Genomic DNA, 24018 nt, shown 5'->3' with positions numbered 1-24018 from the left:
TAGACATAGTATTTTACACATTAGTTCTTCTATGCACGCCGAATTGTATTTTTTTATCTTATATTAGGCATTTATGACTTCTTTTTTTACATCTGGTAGGCCTTTTAATAAATTTTCAGCAATTGTTAACCACTTCGATGTCTCTAAACCATTTGTTTTCATAACGATTTTCAATTGCGATCCTTCCATTCCTAGACCAATCATACGTCCAAAACTATTTCCAAGCATGAATAATTTTCCGCCATCAATATTTTGACTTGCTTGTTCTGAGAACAGAATTGTCACTTCAAATTTATTTTGCTTAATTAACTCAATTTGTTCTTTCATTGCCAATACTTTAATATTTGCAATTTGCAATAAGTAACCAACTTCTTGCGGGTAATCACCAAATCTATCTATCATCTCTTCCTGCAACTCTTCAATATCCTCAATTGCAGAAACACCTCTAAACTGTTTATACATCATAATCTTTTGTTTACTATCTGAAATATAAGCATCTGGTAAATATGCATCTACTTCTAAATCAATTTCAACATTAACTGTATTTTCAACCCCATCTGTTCCTCTACGCTGTTCAATTGCATCTTTTAACATTTGAGAATATAGATCAAATCCGACAGAATCAATAAATCCATGCTGTTCGGCTCCTAACAAGTTACCTGCACCACGAATGGATAAGTCTCTCATCGCAATTTTGAAACCTGACCCAAGCTCTGTGAACTCTTTAATGGCTTGCAGACGCTTCTCTGCAACTTCTGATAACACTTTATCTCGTTTGTATGCAAAGTATGCATATGCAACACGATTAGAACGTCCAACACGACCACGAAGCTGATACAGCTGCGATAATCCCATACGATCTGCATCAAATACAATTAACGTATTTACATTCGGAATATCTACACCCGTCTCAATAATTGTTGTACTTACAAGAACATCATGCTGCCCTTCTAAAAACGATAGCATAACAGACTCTAATTCACCCTCGTTCATTTTCCCATGTGCATACGTTACACGCGCGTCTGGAACTAACATCGAAATTTCATCTGCTTTTCTTTCGATATCCTCCACACGATTATATAGGAAGTAAATTTGCCCGCCTCTTGCAAGCTCTCGTTCTATCGCTTCTCGCATTAACGCTGGATTATACTCTACTACATACGTTTGGACTGGGAAACGATTTTCTGGTGGTGTCTCAATAACAGATAAGTCACGCACACCAAGCATAGACATATGGAGTGTACGCGGAATCGGAGTTGCCGTTAATGTTAACACGTCAACATTTGCTTTTAATTGTTTAATTTTTTCTTTATGCGTTACACCAAACCTTTGTTCTTCATCAATAATAAGAAGACCTAAATCTTTATAAGTAACGTCTTTAGATAAAATACGATGCGTTCCGATTACGATATCTACCGTACCATCTTTTAAGCCTTTAATTGTTTCATTTTGCTGTTTTCTCGTACGGAATCTACTTAATAATCCTATATTGATTGGATAATCTTGAAAACGCTCTCGAATTGTTTCATAGTGTTGTTGTGCAAGGATCGTTGTCGGCACTAAAATTGCAACTTGTTTTTCATCCATAATTGCCTTAAATGCCGCACGGATAGCTACTTCCGTCTTTCCATATCCTACATCACCACAAAGAAGCCTATCCATCGGACGTCCACGTTCCATATCTTTCTTAATCTCGTCAATAGAACGTAATTGATCCTCTGTCTCTTGATATGGGAAAGAAGATTCAAATTCTTGTTGTTCTGCCGTATCTGGTGTATATGCATAACCTTTTGAAGCTTCGCGCTCAGCATATAGTTTAATTAGGTCATCCGCAATGTCTTGTACAGATTTTTCAACTTTCGTTTTGACCTTTTTCCAATCATTTCCGCCCAATTTATAAACTTTAGGATCCTTACCTTCAGATCCTACATATTTCTGCACTTGGTCAATTTGTTCAATTGGAACGTATAACTTATCATTACCTTGATATTTAATATTCAAGTAATCTTTATGAACACCATTAATCTCTAGTGTCTCGATACCTAAGAATTTACCTATACCATGATTTACATGAACTACATAATCTCCAACTTTTAATTCCGAATAACTTTTAATACGTTCAGCATTAGATAACTTCTGCTTACGTTGTGATTTTTTAACTTTTTTATGAAAAAGCTCTTTTTCAGTAATAACAACAAGCTTTTGCATCGGCATTTCAAATCCTGCATGTAAATCACCTACAGCAATTTGCAACCTTCCAGGCAATAATATATCTGTGCCCTCTACGATATCTGCCTCAATATCATAATCACTTAAAATATGTTGTAGTTTTTTTACACGTTCATCATCTGTGCCGAGCACAACAGTCGTAAAATGCCCTTCGTTCCATCTATCAATTTCAGTTTTCAACAACTGCATCTGCCCATGGAAATCTTGCATTGTTTTACATGTCACATTCACAATATTTTGCGGATGTGTATGTGCTATATGACGTAAGAATAACGTTAAATATACAAAACTTCTTTTTTTATGATGAAGAAATTCCTCAAACGAGTGTGAGAAAGATAAATCTTGAATAATTGTTCCCTCACCAAGAAGTGATATATACCATTCCGCCTCTTCCGTTTCAAGATGTGATGCCGTTTCTTGAATACGAGAAATCTCATCCAAAACCACAATACCATCTTCAGGTAAATAATCTATCAGACTAGCAGGTTCTTTATAGAAAATAGATAAATATTTAAACATCTGTTCTATACTTTGCCCGTTTTTTAACATCTCAATTTCATGACTTACCGTTTCAAGCACTGTAGTCTTCAATTTATCATCGGAAAGTTTTTGCATCGTCTTAGTCAAGCCTTCCTCAAGATGCTCAATTCCCGACTTCAATTCTTCCTGTGAAAATAAAAACTCTGTTGCTGGACCAAATCTAACACTTTCTTTTTTATCTTGAGAGCGCTGTTCATCCACATCAAATAATCGAATAGAATCAACTTCTGTATCGAAAAATTCAATACGAAATGGTAACTCTTCAGTTAATGGGTAAATATCTAATATTCCCCCGCGCAAACTGAATTCCCCAGGAGCTTCTACCATCGACTTACGCTCATAACCAATATGATGTAAAGTATGCAAGAATGTATCTAAATCAATCTCTTGCCCTAGATTGATTTCGATTTGCCTTTGCTTCCACAACTCTTTCATTGGTAAAAATCTGCGTAGTCCTGCAACTGGCGCTACAATAATCCCGTTCTCTCCTGCCGCTAAACGATTCAATACTTCAATACGTTGCGCCTTCAATTCTGGGCTTGCAACACCAATTTCTGATGCTATCAATTCATTTACTGGGTATAACCACACATCTTTTTCACCAAGTAACGCCACTAAATCTTCATGCACTTTTTGTGCTTGATATAAATTATGCGTCACAATAAGTTGTGATTTTTTTGTTTTTTTATATAAGGCCGCCATTAATAACGAACGAGAAGAGGTTGCCATACCTGATACAAGTTGTTCTTTTAAACCATCTTCTAGTCCATTAATAACCGATTGGATCTCTTCATTTTTATAAAATTGCTCTAATAAACCTATCATTTTCAAAACCCCTCTCAACATAAAGAGCAAGCCACTATATTTTATGCAAATATTTTGGAAAAAGAAAACAGAAAAATGCTTTGGACATGCCAAAGCGACAACATTTTATTGCAGAAATTTTTCATATTCATAATACTCAGGATAAGATGCGAGCGTTTCTTGACACGATTCACAAATCGTTTTTATATATATATTTCCATTCTCATGAAAATGAATCATCTCTACTACTTCTTGCTCTGTTAGTTGAAATAAAACGTCGCTATACACTTTTTCTGCAGTAACGGAGCCTACATTACTCCCGCAATGTCTGCAATAATAATACCCTTCCATACTAGCCTCCTAAAAATCCAATTACTACTAGTATGGGTAAAAACAAGACAAAATATTCCCAATCATACCCTTAACTATTGAAGGTATTCATGATTTGAAGAAAAGGTTTATTTAACCATTCTTCACATGCATCCGCTGCTTTTTCAATAGAATGACTCACATCAGGAATTTCTTCCGATGTAAAACGTCCTAATACGTAATCTACTACCTTCATGCCATTTTTCGGACGATCAATTCCCATGCGGATACGTTGAAACTCTTGTGTTCCTAAATGTGAAATTGTTGATTTCACACCATTATGTCCACCAGCACTACCTTTCATACGAAGGCGTAATTTACCTACAGGGATGTCTAAATCATCGTACAGAACAACGAAGTCCTCAACATCAATTTTATAGTAATCCATGAGTGGTCGAATACTTTCCCCAGATAAATTCATATATGTAAGTGGCTTTAATAAGATTACTTTTTCTCCATTAACAAATCCTGCACCAAATACTCCTTTAAATTTTTGTTCATTCAAAGAAATATTCCAACGCTTTGCAAGTTCATCAATCGCCATAAATCCAATATTATGCCTTGTTAATTCATATTCTCTACCTGGGTTCCCAAGTCCTACTATCAATTTCATTCTTGTACCACTACTTTCTTTTTTCGATACGAAAAGACGTAACCAATCTTGGTTACGTCTCATTCTATCCAATTAATTGAATAATACACTTACAGATTCTTCTTCGTATACACGAATGATTGCTTCTCCGATTAGTGGAGCAACTGAAAGTTCATGTACTTTGTCGATTTTCTTCTCTTCTGGTAATACGATAGAGTTCGTTACAACTAACTCTTTAATATTTGAGTTTTGGATACGCTCAATTGCTGGACCAGATAATACTGGGTGTGTACAGCAAGCATATACTTCAGAAGCACCGTTCTCAACAAGAGCGTTTGCTGCTAATGTAATTGTACCAGCTGTATCAATGATGTCATCAATTAAAATTGCTGTTTTACCTTCAATATTACCGATAATGTTCATTACCTCTGATACGTTCGGACGAGGACGACGCTTATCAATAATAGCGATTGGTGCTTTTAGGCGATCTGCCATTTTTCTAGCACGAGTTACCCCACCGTGGTCTGGTGACACGATTACGATATCTTTAAGACCTTTTGTTTCAAAGTAATCTGAAAGAATCGGTACACCCATTAAGTGGTCGATTGGGATATCAAAGAACCCTTGAATTTGTGGAGCATGTAAATCTAGAGTGATTACACGAGTTGCACCTGCTGTTTCAAGCAAGTTTGCTACAAGTTTCGATGTAATTGGTTCACGAGAACGCGCTTTACGGTCTTGACGCGCATAACCATAGTAAGGAATAACAATATTAATTGTTTTTGCAGATGCACGTTTTAATGCATCGATCATAATAAGTAATTCCATGATATGTTCGTTTACTGGGAAGCTTGTAGATTGAATAATGAATACATCGCAACCACGGATACTTTCTTCAATGTTAATTTGAACTTCTCCATCACTAAAACGATCAACAGAACATTTTCCTAGTCCTACTCCAATGTGCTTTGCAATTTGCTCAGCAAGTTCCTTATTAGAGTTTAAAGAGAATACTTTCAAATTAGAATTTAGATATTGAGTCGACATCTAGATTAACCCTCCACATTATGATTTTTTCTTATTCAGCAATTGATCAACATAGTCTTCTTTGTTAACTTGACGTGCACGTGCTATAGATAATGCTTTTGATGGAACATTCTCTGTAATTGTAGAGCCTGCTGCCACATAAGCACCATCTTCAACTGTTACAGGAGCGACAAGGTTTGAATTACATCCAATAAATACCCCGTTACCAATCACAGTTTTGAATTTATTCTTACCGTCATAGTTCACCGTAATTGAACCACAACCAAGATTCACGTCTTCTCCAACTTGTGCATCCCCGATATAACTTAAGTGTGAAGCTTTACTTCTATTACCAAAAACAGTTTTTTTGATTTCCACGAAGTTTCCAACGCGTACTTCATCTCCAATAACTGAATCTGGGCGAATATGTGCAAATGGACCAACCGATACTTCTGTACCAAGTTTACTATCATGTACAGTAGATTGTCGAATTGTCGTACGATCTCCAATTTCACTATCGCGAATTACTGTGTGCGGTCCAATTTCACAATCAGAACCAATTACAGTATTCCCCTCAATAATTGTTCCTGGATGAAGAACTGTATCACTACCGATAATTGCATCAGCAGAAATATACGTGTTACTTGGATCAATAATTGTAACACCATTTACCATGTTTTTACGGTTGATACGGTTTTTCATAATAATTTCCGCTTGCGATAGAGCGACTCTGTCGTTAACACCTAACGTTTCATCGAAGTGCTCTGTTTGATAAGCCGATACGATATGACCTTCATTTTTTAAAATCTCAATAACATCTGGCAGGTAATATTCACCTTGTACGTTATCATTTGAAACTTTAGAAAGTGAGGCGAATAAAGCTTTATTATCAAAACAATACGTACCTGTATTGATTTCTTTAATAGCTAATTCTTTCTCATTTGCATCCTTATGCTCAACAATCTTTTCAACATGACCATTCTCATTACGAACGATACGACCATATCCAGCAGGTTCTTCTATGTAAGCTGTTAGCACCGTTGCCATTGCCCCTGCTTCTTTATGTTGCTGAAGCAATGCTTCCATCGTTTCAGCAGTTATTAGCGGCGTATCACCACAAATAACTAAAGTTGTTCCTTCTTCATTTGCAAGTACACTTGCAGCTTGATCTACAGCATGTGCTGTACCAAGTTGTTCTGCTTGTAATGCAAACTCACTTACGTTTCCTAGCTGTTCTTGTACCATTTCAGCACCATGTCCTACGACTGTTACAAGTTTCTGCAATCCTAATTGCGTTACTTGATCGACAACATGTTGTACCATAGGTTTTCCACATACAGGATGAAGCACTTTGTATAGCTTAGACTTCATACGTGTGCCTTTGCCTGCAGCTAGAATCACTGCAAATCTGTTTGACATATAGACCCTCCATCGCAACCTATTTATCCATTAACGATATTATCCTAAATCATCATATATTTCAAGAAACACATTTTAACTATTAAATTTTACCATAATTCTTATACGATGTTTTACTCTTTAGTATCTTTTTTAAGAAATAAGCTATACTATTTAAAATGATTTTGAAAAAATTAGAAGTTTTCCTCTTCACTTTAATAAATTCAGAATTTTCCGTACAAAATAGATAAAACCACACAAAAAAAAACAAACTCCTGTAAATGCTTACAGGAGTTTGTTGCAAAATTATAGGGATTTCTTTAAAAAGCCCTTTTCATTCGAATTTTACGAAGCACCCGCTTCTTCAAACTCAACCTCTTCTAACTCGCCTAAACGATGATACTCTGTTAAAACCGCATCTTGAATTTTAGAGCGTGTATTAGAATTAATTGGATGTGCAATGTCACGGAATTCTCCATCTGGAGTACGTTTACTTGGCATTGCTACAAATAATCCATTATTACCATCAATTACACGAATATCATGAACAACAAATTCATGGTCTAGAGTAATAGAGGCAATTGCTCTCATGCGGCCTTCTGTGTTTACGCGGCGTAATCTTACGTCAGTCACTTCCATCTTGTGTTCACCACCCTTTTCTAAATAAGCGATATATTTGTATAAATTCCACAAAATTTCTATTTTCCCTTTAATTTTTTAAAAATTTTTAAGATAAAAATTTTTAATGTAATTGAATATAGAGATTAGTGGAGGTTATCGCTTACAAAAGATTACTTAACTAGGGCAATTACTTCGATTTCAATTGAAACATCTTTCGGTAATTTTGCTACTTGTACACAAGAACGAGCTGGCTTATGAGTAGAGAAATAAGAGCCATATACTTCATTAACAGCATTAAAATCATCCATATCTTTTAAGAATACTGTTGTTTTTACTACTGTATCAAATGAAGCACCTGCTTCTTCTAATACCGCTTGTAAATTTTGAAATACTTGCTCTGTTTGTACTGTCACGTCTCCTGCTACAAGCTCTCCACTTGCAGTTAACGGAATTTGTCCTGAACTGTAAAACATATTATTTACAATAATCCCTTGTGAATATGGTCCAATTGCTTGTGGTGCATTGCTTGTTTGAACAACTTTCATATTTTTCCACCCTTTTATTATTTATTTTTACTCTTTAAAAATAGTGCACGAAAAGCAGTTTGTCCATCTATTTTATAATTTATAAATAGAATAAAAAAAAGATAAAGCGATCTGCTTTACCTTTTTACTCAGCCTCTACAAGCCCTTCATCAAATGGTGCCAGTGAATAATTTCCCTTTTCCACTTGAATCGCTTTTTCTTTCACATCAACTTCTGATAGACGAATTAATGATACAAAATTATTAATTAGTCGTTCTTCAATATCCGTGGATTCTACTAATACACCAATACCAACAACATTAGCCTTAAACTCTTCTAACATACTCATCATACCTTGAATTGTCCCGCCAGCTTTCATGAAGTCATCAATAATTAAAACATTTGATCCCTCTGGAAGGCTACGCTTTGCTAACGTCATTGTTTGAATTCGCTTAGAAGAACCTGATACATAGTTAATACTAACAGTTGGGCCTTCTGTTACCTTATTATCTTTCCTTGCGATTACTACCGGTACATCTAAGTAATTTGCCACCGCATAAGCAAGTGGAATCCCCTTCGTTGCCACCGTCATAACCGCATCAATTGGTTGCCTAGCAAAAACAGAAGCAAACAAACGACCTGCGCCATTAATATGGCGAGGATTACTTAAAAGATCTGTCATATATAAGTAACCACCAGGCAAAATACGATCTGGATTTTCAAATAAGCTACAAAGCTCACCAATAATTAGATCTGCCTCTTCCTCACTTATATATGGTATATATTTCACTCCTCCTGCTGCTCCTGGTACCGTTTGCAATGTGCCGACCCCTTGTTGTTCAAACGTTTGCTTAATAATAACTAAATCTTCACTAATGGAAGACTTAGCTGATTGATACCTTTCAGCAAAAAAAGTGAGAGAAACTAGCTGACGAGGGTTTTGTAACAAGTAATACGTCATATCGACTAATCTTGTACTTCGTCTAATTTTCATACTCTCACCTCAAATCACGAATATTCTAAACAAATCATAACGTATTATACGTCTTTATTCAAGCGTTTCTCGCTCTCCTAATAAACGTACTGCGTATACTTGTTCACAAAATCCTTTTAATCCGTTATATATACGATGCATTCGCGAATCATGGTGCACAAGACCAAATACGGTTGGGCCACTTCCACTCATTAATACGGCATCCGCCCCAAATCGCTTCATCTGTGCCTTAATACGTGCAACTTCAGGATGCATCGCAAACGTTACATCTTCTAAAACATTACCAACAGTATCACAAATCCCTTTGTAGTCCCCAGCATTTATGACGTTAACCATTTTCTCTACATTTGGATGTGTAACTCGATTTAACTTTAAATTTCCATACACATCAGCAGTAGATACACCAATATGGGGTTTTGCTAAAATAACCCAACAAGAAGGTGGAGTTTTTATGTGCTCAATTTGCTCTCCTCTTCCAGTGGCAATTGCTGTCCCACCATATACACAAAACGATACATCTGATCCGATTTTTGCGCCAAGCTCTGCTAACTGATCAATTGTAAGCCCTAAATTCCATAATTTATTAAGGCCACGTAATGTCGCTGCTGCATCACTACTTCCACCTGCTAATCCAGCTGCTACTGGAATCGTTTTTTCAATAGTAATAGATACGCCTTTTTTCACATTAAACTTCTCTTTTAATAATTTCGCTGCTTGATAAGCTAAGTTTCTTTGGTCGTCTGGGACATACCGATTATGGGATAAAATTTCAATACGGTCTTCTGCTAATTCCATTAGTTCTAAACGATCCGCTAAATCAATTGTTGTCATAATCATTTTCACTTCATGATATCCGTCTTGTCTTTTTCCCAGTACATCTAACGACAGATTAATCTTTGCTGGTGCTTTCACTAGTAGCTTCAATCTATTCACCCACTCTATGTACTCAATCTTTTATCGTTTATTTTACCATAAATTTATAGTAAGACGATGACACTTCCCTAATTATAACGAAAAGCATTCAGAATGAAACTACTTATGTAAAATGATGGCACCTTTTCGAGTACAAAAAGCCGAGGAATCACTCCTCGGCTACCGTAGCATAGAAAGTATCTTACAACTACTGGTTTTGTTTCATTAATTGCTGTTCTGCAATTTCTATAGCACGTTTCACCATGTTACCAGCATCTTTCGCACGAATTCCGCCCCATCCTTCTTTCTGAACAACATCATAAAAGCCTAGCTCTTTTGCAAGCTCTTCTTTAAATTGATTTGACATGACACCTCTTCGTCTACTCAATGCAGAGTCCCTCCTTATTTTGCTACGGTATAATTAGTATGCAAAATAATATAGCTTTTCATTTGTGGGAATATATGTAACGATACATGAATTATAAAATCACTTCATTATGAGGTTCACCATAAAACGTTAGCTCTACTGTCTCTGTTAAAACATCCGCATAGCTATATGATACACGTTGCAACGCATCTTCTTGCTGATCCAATTGTACAACAAAAACAGAACGGTACGTTTCTGCAAGTACACCTGATTGTTCTACTGTTTTTCTTCTCCCACTATTCGCCTTTAACATCAGTCTCTGTCCAAGATGGTGATCTAATTCGCTTTTAATTTCATCTAAACGTTTTGACATATACTTCGTTACACCTCGCTGTAATTTAGATTGAACACTTAAAACACGATATATCTATCCCAATTATTAACCGCAACTCACAGACAATATCATTATAAAAGCATCATGCGTTCAAATAGATAGAAGAAATACTATATTGTAAAAGTATCATTATGTAGTCTGCGCGTTCTTGTCTCTTTTTATCCAAGCTGATTTAAATCCTTCCCATACAAAAAAGCAAGATACATATGTACCTTGCTTATTCTTCATAATGTTGAAAGGGTAATCCAGTTCGTAAAATCCCCCTCGTCTCAATCCCGCCAAGTCCCTTTTCGCCGGTAATCGTATTACGTACAACATCCCATACATTTACTCTTTCCATAAATGACGTAAAACTAATTTTACCAACCACATATACAGGATCTAGTGCGTGAATATTAATTCTAGATGGTGAACTAGCAAAGTTAGCACCCGCTCGAATTAATGCTTCAAAGTGTGATTGGCATGCCCCAGCAAAAATAACGAGTTGATCCAATGATGGATATTTTTTTCTCACTTCTCGAACAGCCTGTACAAAATGCCTTGAATGCCTATATGCTGCTAAATCTCCCTTTACCCCTTTTGATTTTGTATATGCATCGTGCCCCGTAATAACTAAAATGTCTGGACGAAAATGATCTATTAAATCTACTACCTTTTCATGCATCTCTGTTTCTTTACAATGAATACCTTGTACAGGAACACCAATTTTATTATATAAGTCTAAGCACTTGCGCAAATATAACGGGTCCCCATCTATATGCAATACACGTCCTGGCATTTGAAAATAATTCACCTCACTTGTATATCCACCCGTTGAAGTGTGTTCATGCCTTTGTTTCATTAATACATAATCTTGTTGAAACAAACGATACGTACGCTCCATCGTTTCTTTCTCACGCTTCGCTCTTTTTTTATGCTCTCGTTGATCTATACTAATTAAATCTTCAAGTGGCGCATCTGCCACCAGTCTAATTTCCTCTCCAAATAATATAGCTATCTCGCCTTTTATTTCTATAATACGAAAAAGGATATCCCTATTATGAGAATATCGTTCCACTAATTCTCCAACATGTAAAGCCATTCTCCTACCTCCAAACTCGTTAGGCCATCTTACCTGTTTTTAAAGTATGAATGTAGGAGAGGAAAGGTGACAAAAGGGACAGTTCAAGTTGAACTGTCCCTTTTCTATTCTTATGACAATTTATGAAGAACTAATGCATTACTTAATGTTGCAAACTCCTCGATAGATAGCGTTTCGCCTCTTCGTTTTGGATCAATTCCCACTTCTGTTAAAATTCGATCCAACAGCTCTTTATCTTTCGGGAAACCATTTAAATTATTTGATAAATTATTCATTAAAGTTTTACGACGCTGTGCAAAACTTGCTCGTACTACTTCAAAGAAGAATGTCTCATCTGTTACTTCTACAACTGGTTTCGGGCGCTTTAGGAGACGAATAATCGCAGAATCAACATTTGGTTGTGGCACAAACACTGTACGTGGTACAGTCATAACTGTTTCCACCTCTGTATAATACTGAATGGCAATGGATAAAGAACCATACTCTTTCGTTCCAGGTTTAGCAGCTAAACGATCTCCAACTTCTTTTTGCATCATAACAACAAATCCACGAACCGGTAATTTCTCTTCCAACAATTTAAATAAAATTGGCGTTGTAATATAGTACGGTAAGTTCGCTACTACCATTACATCTTGCCCTTCCTCAAATTGCTCACTAAACACCTCATGTACATCTGCCTTTAGTACGTCTTTATTTATAACTGTAACGTTGCTATATGGAGCTAACGTCTCATCTAAAATCGGTAATAACCTCTGATCAATTTCAAAAGCTACTACTTTTTTAGCACGCTTCGCTAATTGTTCTGTTAACGCACCGATACCTGGTCCAATTTCAATTGCACCACTTTCTGAACCAATTTCAGCGTGATCGACAATACGATTTAATACATTCGTATCAATTAAAAAATTTTGTCCTAAACTTTTTTTGAATGAAAATCCATACTTTTCAACAATGTCTTTCGTACGATTTGGCGTTGCGATATCCTTCATTTTCTTTCCTCCTGTATGACTTGCTTATAAGCTTCTGCAAAAGATTCTTTTGAAACTTGAAACATTTGTAAACGTTTATGTAACTGTTTTGCGTTTGTATAACCAATCTTTAATAGCTTACCCATTCTTTCTCTGCGACTCTTTGCCATTTCTCCGCCCACTAAGCCTGCATCGACTAAATCGCTCCAACTAATTTCACTTGTGTAAGCTTCCATTTCTTCATGTATATTCTCTAAAGCACGGCGAATTGATTCATTAGAAGCATGTTCAATCCCTACACCCTTTTTCCTTTTGGCAAGTGCTTCTTCCTTCGGTAAAAAAGCATGTTTACATCCAGGCACCTTATCAGAAATAATTTTTCGAATACGCTCTCCAGGATAATCCGGATCTGTGAAAATAATAACGCCCCGTTTTTGCAGCGCTAATTTAACTTGCTCAATAACATGATCACCGATTGCTGAACCGTTCGTTTCAATTGTATCCGCATCAACAGCACGCTTAATCGCAACTGTATCATCTTTACCTTCTACAACGATAATCTCTTTAATTTTCATGCTTGCCTCCACACTCGTTTCGTCTCTACTTAGTAAAACAAAAAAATGACGACTTTTCCATTATTATTTTCCCCATTCTTACATTTTAAAAAATAGAATGTCCAAAACTTTGTTCTCTCTCCTTATTGTAACACTTCCTCATTCGCCCTTATTTTTTCACAAAAATAAAAAAGAATGGGTTCTCCCACTCCTTTTTATCCAACACCAAATAAAGCTTTTGCATTTTTTGTTGTTATTTCTGCTACTTCCTCATAAGAAATTCCTTTTAAATTCGCAATTTCTTCTGCTACGAGTTTTACATAACTCGGTTCATTTCGTTTTCCTCGAAATGGATGTGGTGTTAAATATGGACAATCTGTCTCTATTAACAATTTCTCTAATGGAATCTCCACAGCAACTTCTTTCGGCTTCTTAGCATTTTTAAATGTAACTGGTCCGCCTAATGAAATTAAAAAGTTCATATCAACACATCGCTCTGCTACTTCTACGCTGCCGCTAAAGCAATGCATAATGCCTCCCACTTCAGCTGCATTCTCCTCTTCTAGAATATCAACAATATCTTGAGTTGCATCGCGGTTATGTATAATAATCGGCAATTTCACTTTTTTGGCTAATGCAATTTGTTTACGGAATACTTCCTTCTGTATTTCTTTTGGAGATTTATCCCAATGATAATCTAATCCCATCTCTCCAAGTGCAACGACTTTAGGATGAGAAGCAAGTTCTTCTAACCAAGCTAGATGTTCTTCTGTCATGTCAATTGCATCAACTGGATGCCATCCAACCGCAGCGTAAATAAAATCATAAGTTTCAGCTAATTCAATCGCCTTTTTTATCGTTACTTCATCAAAACCAACAACAACTGTATAGGTAACTCCCGCTTCTTTCATTCGTGCAATAACCTCTTGCAAATCTTCTTCAAATTGCTCTGCATTCAAATGTGAATGTGTATCAAACAACATAATACATAACTCCTTTTATATTGAAATCAAGTTTATTCTAAAAAATAAGCTCTTTAATAACTTAACGATAACAATACTATAATTTTAATGCAAAAATAGAGAGTGTAAAAAGAAAAAAGACGCTTCACACATGTTACACGTGAAACATCTCTTTTCTTGTCTTAATTACTTGATTTTTGTACCATTTGGTAGATTTTGGTCGATTGATGCTAATGACAATACGCCATTCTCTTCACCCGCTAAAATCATACCTTGTGATAATTCACCGCGTAATTTTACAGGTTTTAAGTTTGTTACACAAATAACCTTTTTACCTTTTAGGTCTTCCGGCGAATAGAATTTTGCAATTCCTGAAACAACTTGACGCTTTTCTGTACCTAAATCCAGCTGAATTTTTAACAACTTATCTGCTTTTTTCACAGGTTCAGCTGATAGTACTTCAGCTACGCGTAATTCTACTTTAAAGAAATCATCAATTGTAATTTCTTCTGCTTTCGGTTCTTCTTCTTTTTTCTCTTCTACTTTAGGAGCAGAGCTTTTCATTTGTTCTTTAATGTACCCTACTTCTACTTCCATTTCTAAACGCGGGAAAATCGGGTTTCCTTTTTCTACTTTTGTTCCAGCTGGAATACAGCCAATTGTAGATAGGCTTTCCCAAGATTTATGTGCCTCTTCAGTAAGTCCAAGCTGAGCAAACATCTTACTTGGTGCTACTGTTAGGAACGGCATAAGCATAATACCTGTTTGACGAAGCACCTCTGCTAAGTGAGCCATTACAGAAGCTAATTTTTCACGATCATTCTCATCTTTCGCTAATACCCACGGTTGTGTTTCATCAATATATTTATTTGCACGGCTAACCAATTGCCAAATTGAGCTTAGCGCTACAGAGAATTCCATATTCTCCATTGCCTCTTCTACTTTTTTCAATGTATCTTTTGCAAACGTTACTAACGTTTCATCGAATTCCGTTACATTTTCTTTAAATGCAGGGATTTCTCCGTTAAAGTACTTATCAATCATAGCTACTGTACGATTTAATAAGTTACCTAAGTCATTTGCTAAATCGAAATTAATGCGCTCCACAAATCCTTCTGGTGTGAATACGCCATCAGATCCGAATGGAACTTCACGAAGTAAGTAATAACGTAATGCATCTAATCCGTAACGATCGATTAAAGTAACTGGATCTACTACGTTTCCTTTTGACTTACTCATCTTTCCATCCTTCATTAAAATCCAACCATGAGCAAAGATTTTTTTCGGAAGAGGTAAATCTAATGCCATTAAAATGATTGGCCAATAAATTGTATGGAAACGAACGATTTCTTTTCCAACTAAATGTACATCAGCTGGCCAGAATTTCTTATACATCTCTTCATTTTCTGTTCCATAACCTAATGCTGTAATGTAGTTAGATAATGCGTCAACCCATACGTAAATAACGTGTTTCGGGTTACCTGGAACACGAACTCCCCAGTCAAATGAAGTACGAGAAACAGCTAAATCTTCTAGGCCTGGTTTAATGAAGTTATTAATCATCTCATTCTTACGAGACTCAGGCTGAATGAAATGTGGATTATCTTCATAGAATTTTAATAGTCTGTCGACATATTTACCCATTCTAAAGAAATACGATTCTTCACGAACAAGTTCTACATCATGACCACTATCTGGGCTTTTTCCTCCAACTACTTTTTCACCTTCCATAATTGGATCTACTAATTGATGCTCTGTATAGAATGTCTCATCTTGTACAGAATACCAACCTTCATATTCATCAAGATAAATATCACCTTGATCTACTAGTTGCTTGAAGATTTTTTCAACAACATCTTTATGACGATCTTCAGTTGTACGAATAAAATCATCATAAGATATATCCATTTTCTCCCAAAGTTCTTTAATTCCTGCAACAATGTTATCCACATATGCTTGTGGTGTAACATTTAATTCTTCTGCTTTCTTTTGGATCTTCTGTCCATGCTCATCAGTTCCTGTTAAATAATGAACATTGTATCCTTGCATACGCTTATATCGTGCCATCGCATCTCCTGCGACTGTTGTATAAGCATGTCCAATGTGTAATTTTCCACTTGGATAATAAATTGGGGTAGTAATATAAAAGGACTTATTTTCCTCTGTCATTGTTTTGGACCTCCCGGATAACCTCATATGTATTTATAAATAGTATATCAAAAACTTATATATAAAGTGAAACTTTAATCTGTGTGGGGGTGTTCACTCCTGCGGATTATTAGCCCGCACCAATCAGGCTTTTACGAGCAATCCGACTCCAACTTAACTTCTTTGCTCCACCCAAATTTTAAATTTAGAATCTTACTGCTTGGCAAATAGTGGGATAAAAATGAGTTAATACTTAATATCTTTATCATCTATTGCTCATATTTCAAGAAAATATACAGTCCTTACTTACAATCTATAAATTTTTCTGAAAATAAAGTTAAATAATAGTAGAAATTACTCTCATTCTATTATATATAAGAAGTAAGAAATCTATAAATCTTTTTAAAAAATATAGAATTAAAGAATTGACGGAAATGTAAATGATTGGTATCATATGTCCATAGGGTATTTTGTCGAAAAATGACGAATCTAGAAAATAGACTCGAAACTTATAAACTATTTCTTTAGGAGGAAAAGAATTATGAAATCTACTGGTATCGTTCGTAAAGTTGATGAATTAGGTCGTGTAGTAATTCCAATCGAATTACGCCGTACTTTAGGTATTGCAGAAAAGGATGCTCTTGAAATCTACGTTGATGACGAGAAAATCATCTTAAAAAAATATAAGCCAAACATGACTTGCCAAGTAACTGGTGAAGTATCTGATGGTAACCTATCTCTAGCTGAAGGTAAAATTATCTTAAGCAAAGAAGGCGCTGAGCGAATCTTAAACGAACTTCAAGATTATATCGAAACAGCAAAATAAGCTTCTCAATTATGAGAAGCTTATTTTTTATCGACATGATAGATTTGATATACATCGCGTTTCGACAAATCTCGATCTTTAGCGACTGTTTTTATTGCCTCTTTTGAATTCATACCTTTTTCGTTTATATAATGTTCAATATGATCATATACAGAAATAGATTCCCACCATTGTTCTTCTGGGGTAGGTTCTTCCGTTGAACCAGCTACTAAAATACAAAACTCGCCACGAACTTCATTTTGTTTCGTCCACTCAATTGCTTCCTCAACTGTTCCACGAATAAATTCCTCAAATTTTTTCGTTAACTCTCGACATAATACAATTTCTCTATTTCCCAACACTTCTTGCATCGAGATTAAAGTATCATCTAAACGATGGGGTGCTTCATAAAACATCATTGTAGTTTGTACATAACGAAGCTTCTCTAACTCCATTTTTCTTTCTTTTTTATTTCTTTGTAAAAATCCATAGAAATAAAATTGTTTTGTTTCAAGACCTGATGCAATTAATGCTGTAAGGGCTGCATTTGCCCCAGGAAGCGGGATTACATGATACTGTTCTGCTACAGCCTCTACAACAATATCGTAACCTGGATCGGAAATACAAGGCATACCAGCATCACTAACAAGTGCTACAGTCTTTCCTTCGTCTAACTTCCCTAATATTTTCTTACCACTTACTTCCTTATTATGCTCATGGTAACTCATAACGGGGGTTTCAATTTCGAAATAATTACAAAGTTTTTTCGTTTGTCTCGTATCTTCAGCAGCAATTAAATCAGCTTCTTTTAAAATTCGGATTGCACGAAATGTCATATCTTCTAAATTTCCAATAGGAGTTGGTACTAAATATAAAACTCCCTTTTCATTTTGTTGAAAGCTTTTTTGTTGCCACATAGCGTTCTCCTTTTTGCATATATTCTTCTTTTTGTTTTCTATTTAACTGCTTAAAATAATACTCTGCTTGCATAGCTGTACGCTTATCTTCATGAAATTCTATGTATTTTAAAACAACAGGAAGTCTAGCACGCGTATACCTAGCCCCTTTTCCACTATTATGGGTCTGAATCCGCTTCTCTATATGATTTGTATATCCTGCATAATAACTTCCGTCAGAGCACTCTACTACATAAAAACAATGCTTATTCTTCTCCATATAAAATTGAACGAATCTCCTTTGTATATTCATTATTTTCTTCATATACAAAAAGGGGTGGCAATATTTTCAAATCTGCGTTTCCATCCTTAATCCCTTCAATTAACAATGTATTCGCTTCTTTCCCTGCCTTAGGATAAACAAATCGTACACGCTTTGGTTCAATTTTGTATTTACGCATTAATGTAACAATATCTAGCAAACGACCTGGACGATGTACAAATGCTACTTTCCCACCTTGCTTTACTAATTGACTACTTGCAGATACAACATCCTCTAATGTACACATAATTTCATGACGAGCTATCGCTAAATGTTCATTCATATTTTTCTCAGAAGTTGCAGGTGTTTGAAAATAAGGGGGATTACATGTAACTACATCATATTGATGACGTCCAAGTTTCTCCGGCATATCTTTCAAATCCCCATGTATTAAGTGAATTCTTTCTTCTAACTTATTGTATTGAACGCTTCTGATTCCCATATCATATAAACGTTCTTGAATTTCTACACCTGTAATGTTTCCCTTTGTTCTTGTACTTAATAAAAGGGGGACAACTGCGTTACCTGTACACAGATCAAGTACATTACCTTTTTGAATCGGCACCCAAGCAAAGTCTGCAAGTAAAACAGCATCTAACGAGAAATTGAATACTGATGGGCTTTGTACAATCTTCATATCTTGCGCTAATAAGTAATCTAAACGTTCATCTTCATATAAATTCATATGTTACTCCTTTTCTTACACTTAACCTACCCTATTTCTTCTTCTACTAATAAAAAAACATATTTCATTCTACTCTCATGTATAAAAAATTACCTTTCCAATTATCATTGGAAAGGTAATTTCACTTTTTATTTAAAAATGACAGGCAGAATAAACAATCTCCCTCTTTACGTACACTTCCATAATGCAGATTACAAATATGAAAACCTTCTTGATATAGCCTTGCTAAATTATCGTAGCCTTCGCCAATATCAGTTGTCTTCGGCTTCACTTCTTTACGTTTTTGAGTTTTTTGTTTTTCCTTAATCTGCACTTCTTCAAAGCGGTGTCGCAAATTTTCATTTTCCATTTTTATATGTTGGTTCTCTTCCAACAACTCTGCAAGATGTTGTTTTAATTCTCCCAACTGTTTGTATAAATGTCCAATTTGCTCTTCCATACTAGAAACCGATGCAAAAATATCTTTTTTCTCCACAAGCACCCACCTCATTAATCTGTGGTTTGACTCGAAACGACCCCTTTATTCACTAACTCATCTAACGTATATTCTACTATCCGTTCCTTGTCTACTAGTTCCACTTGAATTAATCTTTCTAAAATATTTAATCCGATAACACGGCCAGTACCATGCGGGGTTTGTATACGTTGATCTAAATCAGGAAGTTGTTCCTTTGCTGCCTCATATTCATCATTCTCATATTTTAAGCAACACATTAAGCGACCACATAAACCAGAGATTTTTGCAGGATTTAATGATAAATTTTGATCCTTTGCCATCTTAATGGATACAGGTTCAAAATCTCCTAAAAAAGTAGAACAACAAAGCATACGACCACATGGACCAATACCACCAAGCATCTTCGCTTCATCACGAACACCAATTTGTCTTAGTTCAATTCTTGTCCTAAAAATTGCCGCTAAGTCCTTCACTAGTTCGCGGAAATCAATCCGACCATCCGCAGTAAAGTAGAAAATAATCTTATTGCGATCGAACGTATACTCTACATCTACAAGTTTCATATCAAGATTATGCTCTACTACCTTTTGCTGACAAACTTGATATGCTTCTTTCGCAGCATGTTTGTTCTCTTCAACAATGGTACGATCATTTTCATTTGCAATACGAATAACCTTTTTTAGCGGTAATACAACGTCGTTTTCATCAACTTGCTTTTTGGTAATAACTACTTTTCCGTACTCAATACCTCTTACTGTTTCTACAATTACAAACTCATTTTCAGAGATATCGAACTGATTCGGATCGAAGTAATACACCTTTCCGGCCTTCTTAAAGCGAACACCTACTACATCATACAAAACGGTCATCCCTCCTGCAACCGCAACACTAACTGTTCGAACACAAGCTGCGCATTTACATTAGCGTTGATTCTATTTTTTGCCTCTAATATATTAAAGAGAGCTGATACAATGCGCTTCTGAGCATAGGAGAAAGATTCAAACATCTCTTTCTGCTCATGAAAAACAAGACGATCTTCTTCTCCAAGTTGAACATATAATAAATCCTTATAAATAAGGAGCAACATATCTAAACCTTGCTGTAATTGTTCTTTCTCTCTAAAGTGTTTCCCCCATTTTTCTTGTACAAAAAAAATAGAGGCTTTATCCTTTTCGAGCGCTTCACATAATTTTATCACTAAAGCTCGTGCTTGTGCAAACCATTCATCACTACATAAAGCTAAAGCTTCATCAAAACTATTCGTGAGTTGCGCAGCAAGTGTCGATAAAGATGCCGTAATACCTTCATCCTGTAATCTTCTAATTAAAGATTCCGTAGGTAACGGTCTAAATGTAACAACTTGACAGCGAGATAAAATCGTATTTAAAATTTGATGACTTTGTTCAGTAAGTAAAATAGCTGTTGTATCACTACTTGGTTCTTCTAAAAATTTTAAAAGTGTATTCGCTGCATTTGCTGTCATACGATCTGCGTGCTCAATAATATATACTTTTTTATTTGCTTCTAATCCTGTTTTTGAAAACTCTTCTTGTAAATCATGAATTTGCTGCTTCTTAATAGATAATCCGTCTGGTTTTACAATATGTAAGTTAGGGTGGTTACCTGAATCAATTCGCTTACAATTTGTACATATGTGACAAGGCTCTACCCCATTCCGCCCAGAACAGAGGAAACTCTTTGCCATTTGAATTGCCGTTGCAAACTTTCCAGTCCCTTTCCCTCCCTCTAACAAGTAAGCGTGGGATATACGCTCTTTTGCAATGCTATTCATCAACATTTTTACACCGATGGGTTGTATAGCAGAAAGCTGCTCCCACGTCTTCGTCATAATGCATACCTCACTTATTTCATTCTTTCCTTCTATTATAACAATTTATCTTCTATAATCTGAACAACTTCTTCTATAAGTTTTTCCATTGGTTGATCAGCATTTACCAATACAATACGATCTGAGAAATGTTCTACAACTTGTAAATATCCTTCACGGACACGTTTATGGAAAGAGATATCTTCCATATCTAATCGATTCACTTCACGTCCTGCATCTTTTTCAATGCGAGCTAAACCAATCTCTGGTTCAATGTCTAGGTAAATCGTTAAACTAGGCATACAGTCCTCTGTTGCGAAACGATTTATTTCAAATACTTTATCCATACCTAATCCTCTTGCATATCCTTGATACGCTAAAGAGCTATCTATAAAACGATCACATAATACAAGGTAGTCCTCGTTAAGTGCCGGCATAACCTTTTCCACCAAATGTTGTCTACGTGCAGCAGCATACAGAAGCGCCTCTGTACGTGCCTCCATCATCGTATATTCTTGTTTATGTAAAATTGTTCTAATATCCTCTGAAATTGCAATGCCACCTGGTTCTCTCGTCGCCATTACCTTTTGTTCTTTTTGTTCAAAGTACGGCAATAAACTTTTAATTAACGTTGTTTTACCCGAACCTTCTGGACCTTCAATTGTTACAAATAATCCCTTCATTCTAAAACCTACTTTCTATATCATACACTTTCATATATTTCGTGCTACCTTGAAAACGAGCGCCTGATTGCTCTAAATACATAATTTGCTCTTTATGTTCTGAAGTAATTCTTTCTCCATACATAATCAATGGAATTCCAGGTGGGTACGGAATTACCATTTCTGCCGCTATCATCCCAACTGCTTCTTCTACAGATACTACTTTTGTTTCATATCCTTCCAGTTGTTTATATGTATACGGTAAAGGAGAAAATTCTCCTTTATAAGTATAACGAATAGATTCCTTCTTGTCTTTCACCTCATAATATTGCAATGCCTCTCGGATCATCTCTATAGCCTTCATATACCCCTTATTTACTTGCAAGGGCAAAATAAATAGGACATTATATGGATCCGCCATTTCTGTATATATACCGACCTTTTCAAATACAGACTGTAATTCGTATCCTGATAACTGACAACGTGTCTGTACAGTAACCTTTAACTCGTCTTGTAATGGATATTGTAAAATAGCTATTTGTGGAATAGAACACAATTCGTCTTTAAATCCCCGTAAAAACTCGACAATTTCATCATGTCCCTTTTCTTTTATACGTGCTATTGTAAAGCGTGCAATATCAAGAGAAGTCATAATTGGATACGATGGACTACTAGATTGTAGCATACTTAAATAGGTAGAAACTTTTTCTTCTTTCACTAAGCGACTATTTATATGTAAATAGGACCCCATTGTCATCGCGGGTAATGTTTTATGTGCAGAATGAACTACAATATCTGCACCATATGCTAATGCTGACTTTGGAAATACTCCCCCTAAACAAAAATGGGCTCCATGTGCTTCATCTACTAAAACAGGGATTTTATGTGCATGTGCATAAGCGATGCTTGCCTCTAGATCCATCCCCATACCATAATAATTAGGATGCGTTAAAATGAGTGCTTTAGCATTTGGATATTTTTCAATTGCTTCCTTAATAATTTCATCATGAATTCCCACTGGTACATTATAAGCTTCATCAATCCATGGATCTAAAAAAATTGGATTTGCGCCCGCTAATTTTAAACCATTAATAATTGATTTATGACAATTTCTTTGTACAAGAACAATATCATGTTCTCCACAACAAGACAAAATCATTGCTAGGTTCCCTACCGTTGAACCATTAATTAAAAAATAACTTTTGTTCACTCCATATACATCAGCTAATAACTGTTGTGCCTCATCTATACATTCAAACGGACTATGTAAATCATCTAACCCTGACAACTCAGTTACATCGATAGATAGTATATCTTTAAACTCCCCTACAGCTTCCTGAGGGAAGTTTAAACCATTTTTATGACCTGGAACATGAAAGGATAACGGCTCTCTTTCTTTAAACCCTGTTAATGCCTCATATAAAGGTATGCGATTTTGATTCATTTATATCTCTTCCTTATTAGTTCATTCTTCCTCTATTATACAGAACAAAAAAAATAATAGGCATATGCCTATTTAAAAATATGATACTTCTAATTTCCGAAGCTGTTTTAAATAATATATATACTTCGGATCATTTGTCTCCGTATTCACCATATCCTTTTCACATTCATAACATATTAAATTATTATAAACATATATCCCTTCTTTTCTTTCTGTCTCACAAACAATACAAACTTCATTTTGTGCTTTCATAACCTTCCCTCCCTATTTAAATGGACATATTTTATACTTCTATTCCTTAACAATTTACAGAAAAATATACATCCATCTCTTATATAATATGATTAACCCTTGGGCAACGTGTTTGTATTACCATTACTTCTTTTTTCGTACTGTTTGAAAACAGAAAAAAACACAAGTCAAAAGACTTGTGTTT

At 35.5% G+C, this 24018-nt stretch carries 26 protein-coding genes; 1 reads left to right on the top strand and 25 read right to left on the bottom strand.

Annotated features, from left to right (window positions below; translation table 11 throughout):
• Positions 1–63: 63 nt before the first annotated feature.
• From mfd to metG, 16 genes are all read right to left on the bottom strand, one after another.
• Entirely contained in the window at positions 64–3594 is a 3531-nt protein-coding gene (gene mfd, locus GFJ36_RS00215; RefSeq protein ID WP_000579706.1) for a transcription-repair coupling factor, read from the bottom strand.
• 105 nt (positions 3595–3699) lie between these two features.
• Positions 3700–3924 carry an anti-sigma-F factor Fin family protein gene (locus tag GFJ36_RS00210; RefSeq protein WP_000399441.1) on the bottom strand — a complete coding sequence of 75 codons (225 nt, stop codon included), beginning with the start codon at positions 3922–3924 and terminating at the stop codon, positions 3700–3702.
• A 70-nt stretch (positions 3925–3994) separates the two neighbouring features.
• Positions 3995–4555, bottom strand: coding sequence for an aminoacyl-tRNA hydrolase (pth, locus tag GFJ36_RS00205; RefSeq protein WP_080377450.1), 561 nt, complete (start codon positions 4553–4555; stop codon positions 3995–3997).
• A gap of 72 nt (positions 4556–4627) precedes the next feature.
• Positions 4628–5581, bottom strand: a complete 954-nt coding sequence (locus GFJ36_RS00200; RefSeq protein ID WP_000107420.1) for a ribose-phosphate diphosphokinase — start codon at positions 5579–5581, stop codon at positions 4628–4630.
• A gap of 18 nt (positions 5582–5599) precedes the next feature.
• Positions 5600–6979 carry a bifunctional UDP-N-acetylglucosamine diphosphorylase/glucosamine-1-phosphate N-acetyltransferase GlmU gene (gene glmU / locus GFJ36_RS00195; protein ID WP_088061459.1) on the bottom strand — a complete coding sequence of 460 codons (1380 nt, stop codon included), beginning with the start codon at positions 6977–6979 and terminating at the stop codon, positions 5600–5602.
• A gap of 324 nt (positions 6980–7303) precedes the next feature.
• Positions 7304–7597: a septation regulator SpoVG gene (gene spoVG / locus GFJ36_RS00190; RefSeq protein ID WP_000454042.1), complete on the bottom strand. Its 294-nt coding sequence runs from the start codon at positions 7595–7597 to the stop codon at positions 7304–7306.
• Positions 7598–7749: 152 nt separating this feature from the next.
• The gene (locus GFJ36_RS00185; RefSeq protein WP_000869826.1) at positions 7750–8124 is read right to left on the bottom strand and encodes a RidA family protein; all 375 of its coding nucleotides are present in this window, start codon (positions 8122–8124) and stop codon (positions 7750–7752) included.
• Positions 8125–8248: 124 nt separating this feature from the next.
• Positions 8249–9097 carry a pur operon repressor gene (gene purR, locus GFJ36_RS00180; protein WP_000702481.1) on the bottom strand — a complete coding sequence of 283 codons (849 nt, stop codon included), beginning with the start codon at positions 9095–9097 and terminating at the stop codon, positions 8249–8251.
• Positions 9098–9151: 54 nt separating this feature from the next.
• On the bottom strand, positions 9152–10021 hold the full coding sequence (ispE, locus tag GFJ36_RS00175) for a 4-(cytidine 5'-diphospho)-2-C-methyl-D-erythritol kinase (RefSeq protein WP_137013689.1): 870 nt from the start codon (positions 10019–10021) through the stop codon (positions 9152–9154).
• Between the two features lie 196 nt (positions 10022–10217).
• Positions 10218–10397, bottom strand: a complete 180-nt coding sequence (sspF, locus tag GFJ36_RS00170; protein ID WP_001985066.1) for an acid-soluble spore protein SspF — start codon at positions 10395–10397, stop codon at positions 10218–10220.
• A gap of 91 nt (positions 10398–10488) precedes the next feature.
• Positions 10489–10749 carry a biofilm formation stimulator Veg gene (gene veg / locus GFJ36_RS00165; RefSeq protein ID WP_000044349.1) on the bottom strand — a complete coding sequence of 87 codons (261 nt, stop codon included), beginning with the start codon at positions 10747–10749 and terminating at the stop codon, positions 10489–10491.
• Positions 10750–10987: 238 nt separating this feature from the next.
• Positions 10988–11851, bottom strand: coding sequence for a sporulation peptidase YabG (yabG, locus tag GFJ36_RS00160; RefSeq protein WP_001173738.1), 864 nt, complete (start codon positions 11849–11851; stop codon positions 10988–10990).
• A 110-nt stretch (positions 11852–11961) separates the two neighbouring features.
• Positions 11962–12840, bottom strand: coding sequence for a 16S rRNA (adenine(1518)-N(6)/adenine(1519)-N(6))-dimethyltransferase RsmA (gene rsmA, locus GFJ36_RS00155; RefSeq protein ID WP_000651555.1), 879 nt, complete (start codon positions 12838–12840; stop codon positions 11962–11964).
• Complete coding sequence (gene rnmV / locus GFJ36_RS00150; protein WP_000692830.1) at positions 12837–13394, bottom strand: ribonuclease M5; 558 nt, start codon at positions 13392–13394, stop codon at positions 12837–12839. Before rnmV ends, rsmA begins: the two co-directional genes overlap by 4 nt.
• Positions 13395–13588: 194 nt before the next feature.
• Positions 13589–14356, bottom strand: coding sequence for a TatD family hydrolase (locus tag GFJ36_RS00145; protein WP_088061455.1), 768 nt, complete (start codon positions 14354–14356; stop codon positions 13589–13591).
• Between the two features lie 165 nt (positions 14357–14521).
• A complete protein-coding gene (gene metG, locus GFJ36_RS00140; RefSeq protein WP_048542191.1) occupies positions 14522–16504 on the bottom strand; it encodes a methionine--tRNA ligase in 1983 nt (660 codons plus the stop codon).
• A gap of 520 nt (positions 16505–17024) precedes the next feature.
• On the opposite strand from metG, the gene GFJ36_RS00135 reads away from it, so the two are divergent.
• Positions 17025–17309: an AbrB/MazE/SpoVT family DNA-binding domain-containing protein gene (locus GFJ36_RS00135; protein WP_000843039.1), complete on the top strand. Its 285-nt coding sequence runs from the start codon at positions 17025–17027 to the stop codon at positions 17307–17309.
• Between the two features lie 20 nt (positions 17310–17329).
• On the opposite strand, the gene rsmI is transcribed toward GFJ36_RS00135, so the two are convergent.
• The 9 genes from rsmI to GFJ36_RS00090 form a co-directional block, all read right to left on the bottom strand.
• Entirely contained in the window at positions 17330–18205 is an 876-nt protein-coding gene (gene rsmI, locus GFJ36_RS00130) for a 16S rRNA (cytidine(1402)-2'-O)-methyltransferase (RefSeq protein WP_000267812.1), read from the bottom strand.
• The gene (locus GFJ36_RS00125) at positions 18174–18464 is read right to left on the bottom strand and encodes a GIY-YIG nuclease family protein (protein ID WP_000414343.1); all 291 of its coding nucleotides are present in this window, start codon (positions 18462–18464) and stop codon (positions 18174–18176) included. Before GFJ36_RS00125 ends, rsmI begins: the two co-directional genes overlap by 32 nt.
• Positions 18451–19191 carry a tRNA1(Val) (adenine(37)-N6)-methyltransferase gene (locus tag GFJ36_RS00120; protein WP_060486369.1) on the bottom strand — a complete coding sequence of 247 codons (741 nt, stop codon included), beginning with the start codon at positions 19189–19191 and terminating at the stop codon, positions 18451–18453. The genes GFJ36_RS00125 and GFJ36_RS00120 overlap by 14 nt, the downstream gene beginning before the upstream one ends.
• 121 nt (positions 19192–19312) lie before the next feature.
• Positions 19313–19666, bottom strand: coding sequence for a DNA replication initiation control protein YabA (gene yabA, locus GFJ36_RS00115; protein WP_000412057.1), 354 nt, complete (start codon positions 19664–19666; stop codon positions 19313–19315).
• Between the two features lie 14 nt (positions 19667–19680).
• Complete coding sequence (locus tag GFJ36_RS00110; protein WP_000272429.1) at positions 19681–20508, bottom strand: PSP1 domain-containing protein; 828 nt, start codon at positions 20506–20508, stop codon at positions 19681–19683.
• A 5-nt stretch (positions 20509–20513) separates the two neighbouring features.
• Positions 20514–21497, bottom strand: coding sequence for a DNA polymerase III subunit delta' (gene holB, locus GFJ36_RS00105; protein WP_088061451.1), 984 nt, complete (start codon positions 21495–21497; stop codon positions 20514–20516).
• Positions 21498–21532: 35 nt separating this feature from the next.
• Entirely contained in the window at positions 21533–22159 is a 627-nt protein-coding gene (gene tmk, locus GFJ36_RS00100; protein ID WP_000677224.1) for a dTMP kinase, read from the bottom strand.
• Between the two features lies 1 nt (position 22160).
• Entirely contained in the window at positions 22161–23582 is a 1422-nt protein-coding gene (locus GFJ36_RS00095; RefSeq protein WP_098649393.1) for an aminotransferase class I/II-fold pyridoxal phosphate-dependent enzyme, read from the bottom strand.
• 72 nt (positions 23583–23654) lie between these two features.
• Positions 23655–23834, bottom strand: a complete 180-nt coding sequence (locus GFJ36_RS00090; RefSeq protein WP_000647291.1) for a sigma factor G inhibitor Gin — start codon at positions 23832–23834, stop codon at positions 23655–23657.
• Positions 23835–24018: the final 184 nt, after the last annotated feature.

Origin of the sequence: Bacillus sp. EE-W1 (assembly GCF_009760835.1) — a bacterium.
Lineage (GTDB): Bacteria > Bacillota > Bacilli > Bacillales > Bacillaceae_G > Bacillus_A > Bacillus_A wiedmannii.
Note: the sequence above shows the minus strand (reverse complement) of the source record. Positions and strands in the feature narration are given on the sequence as shown.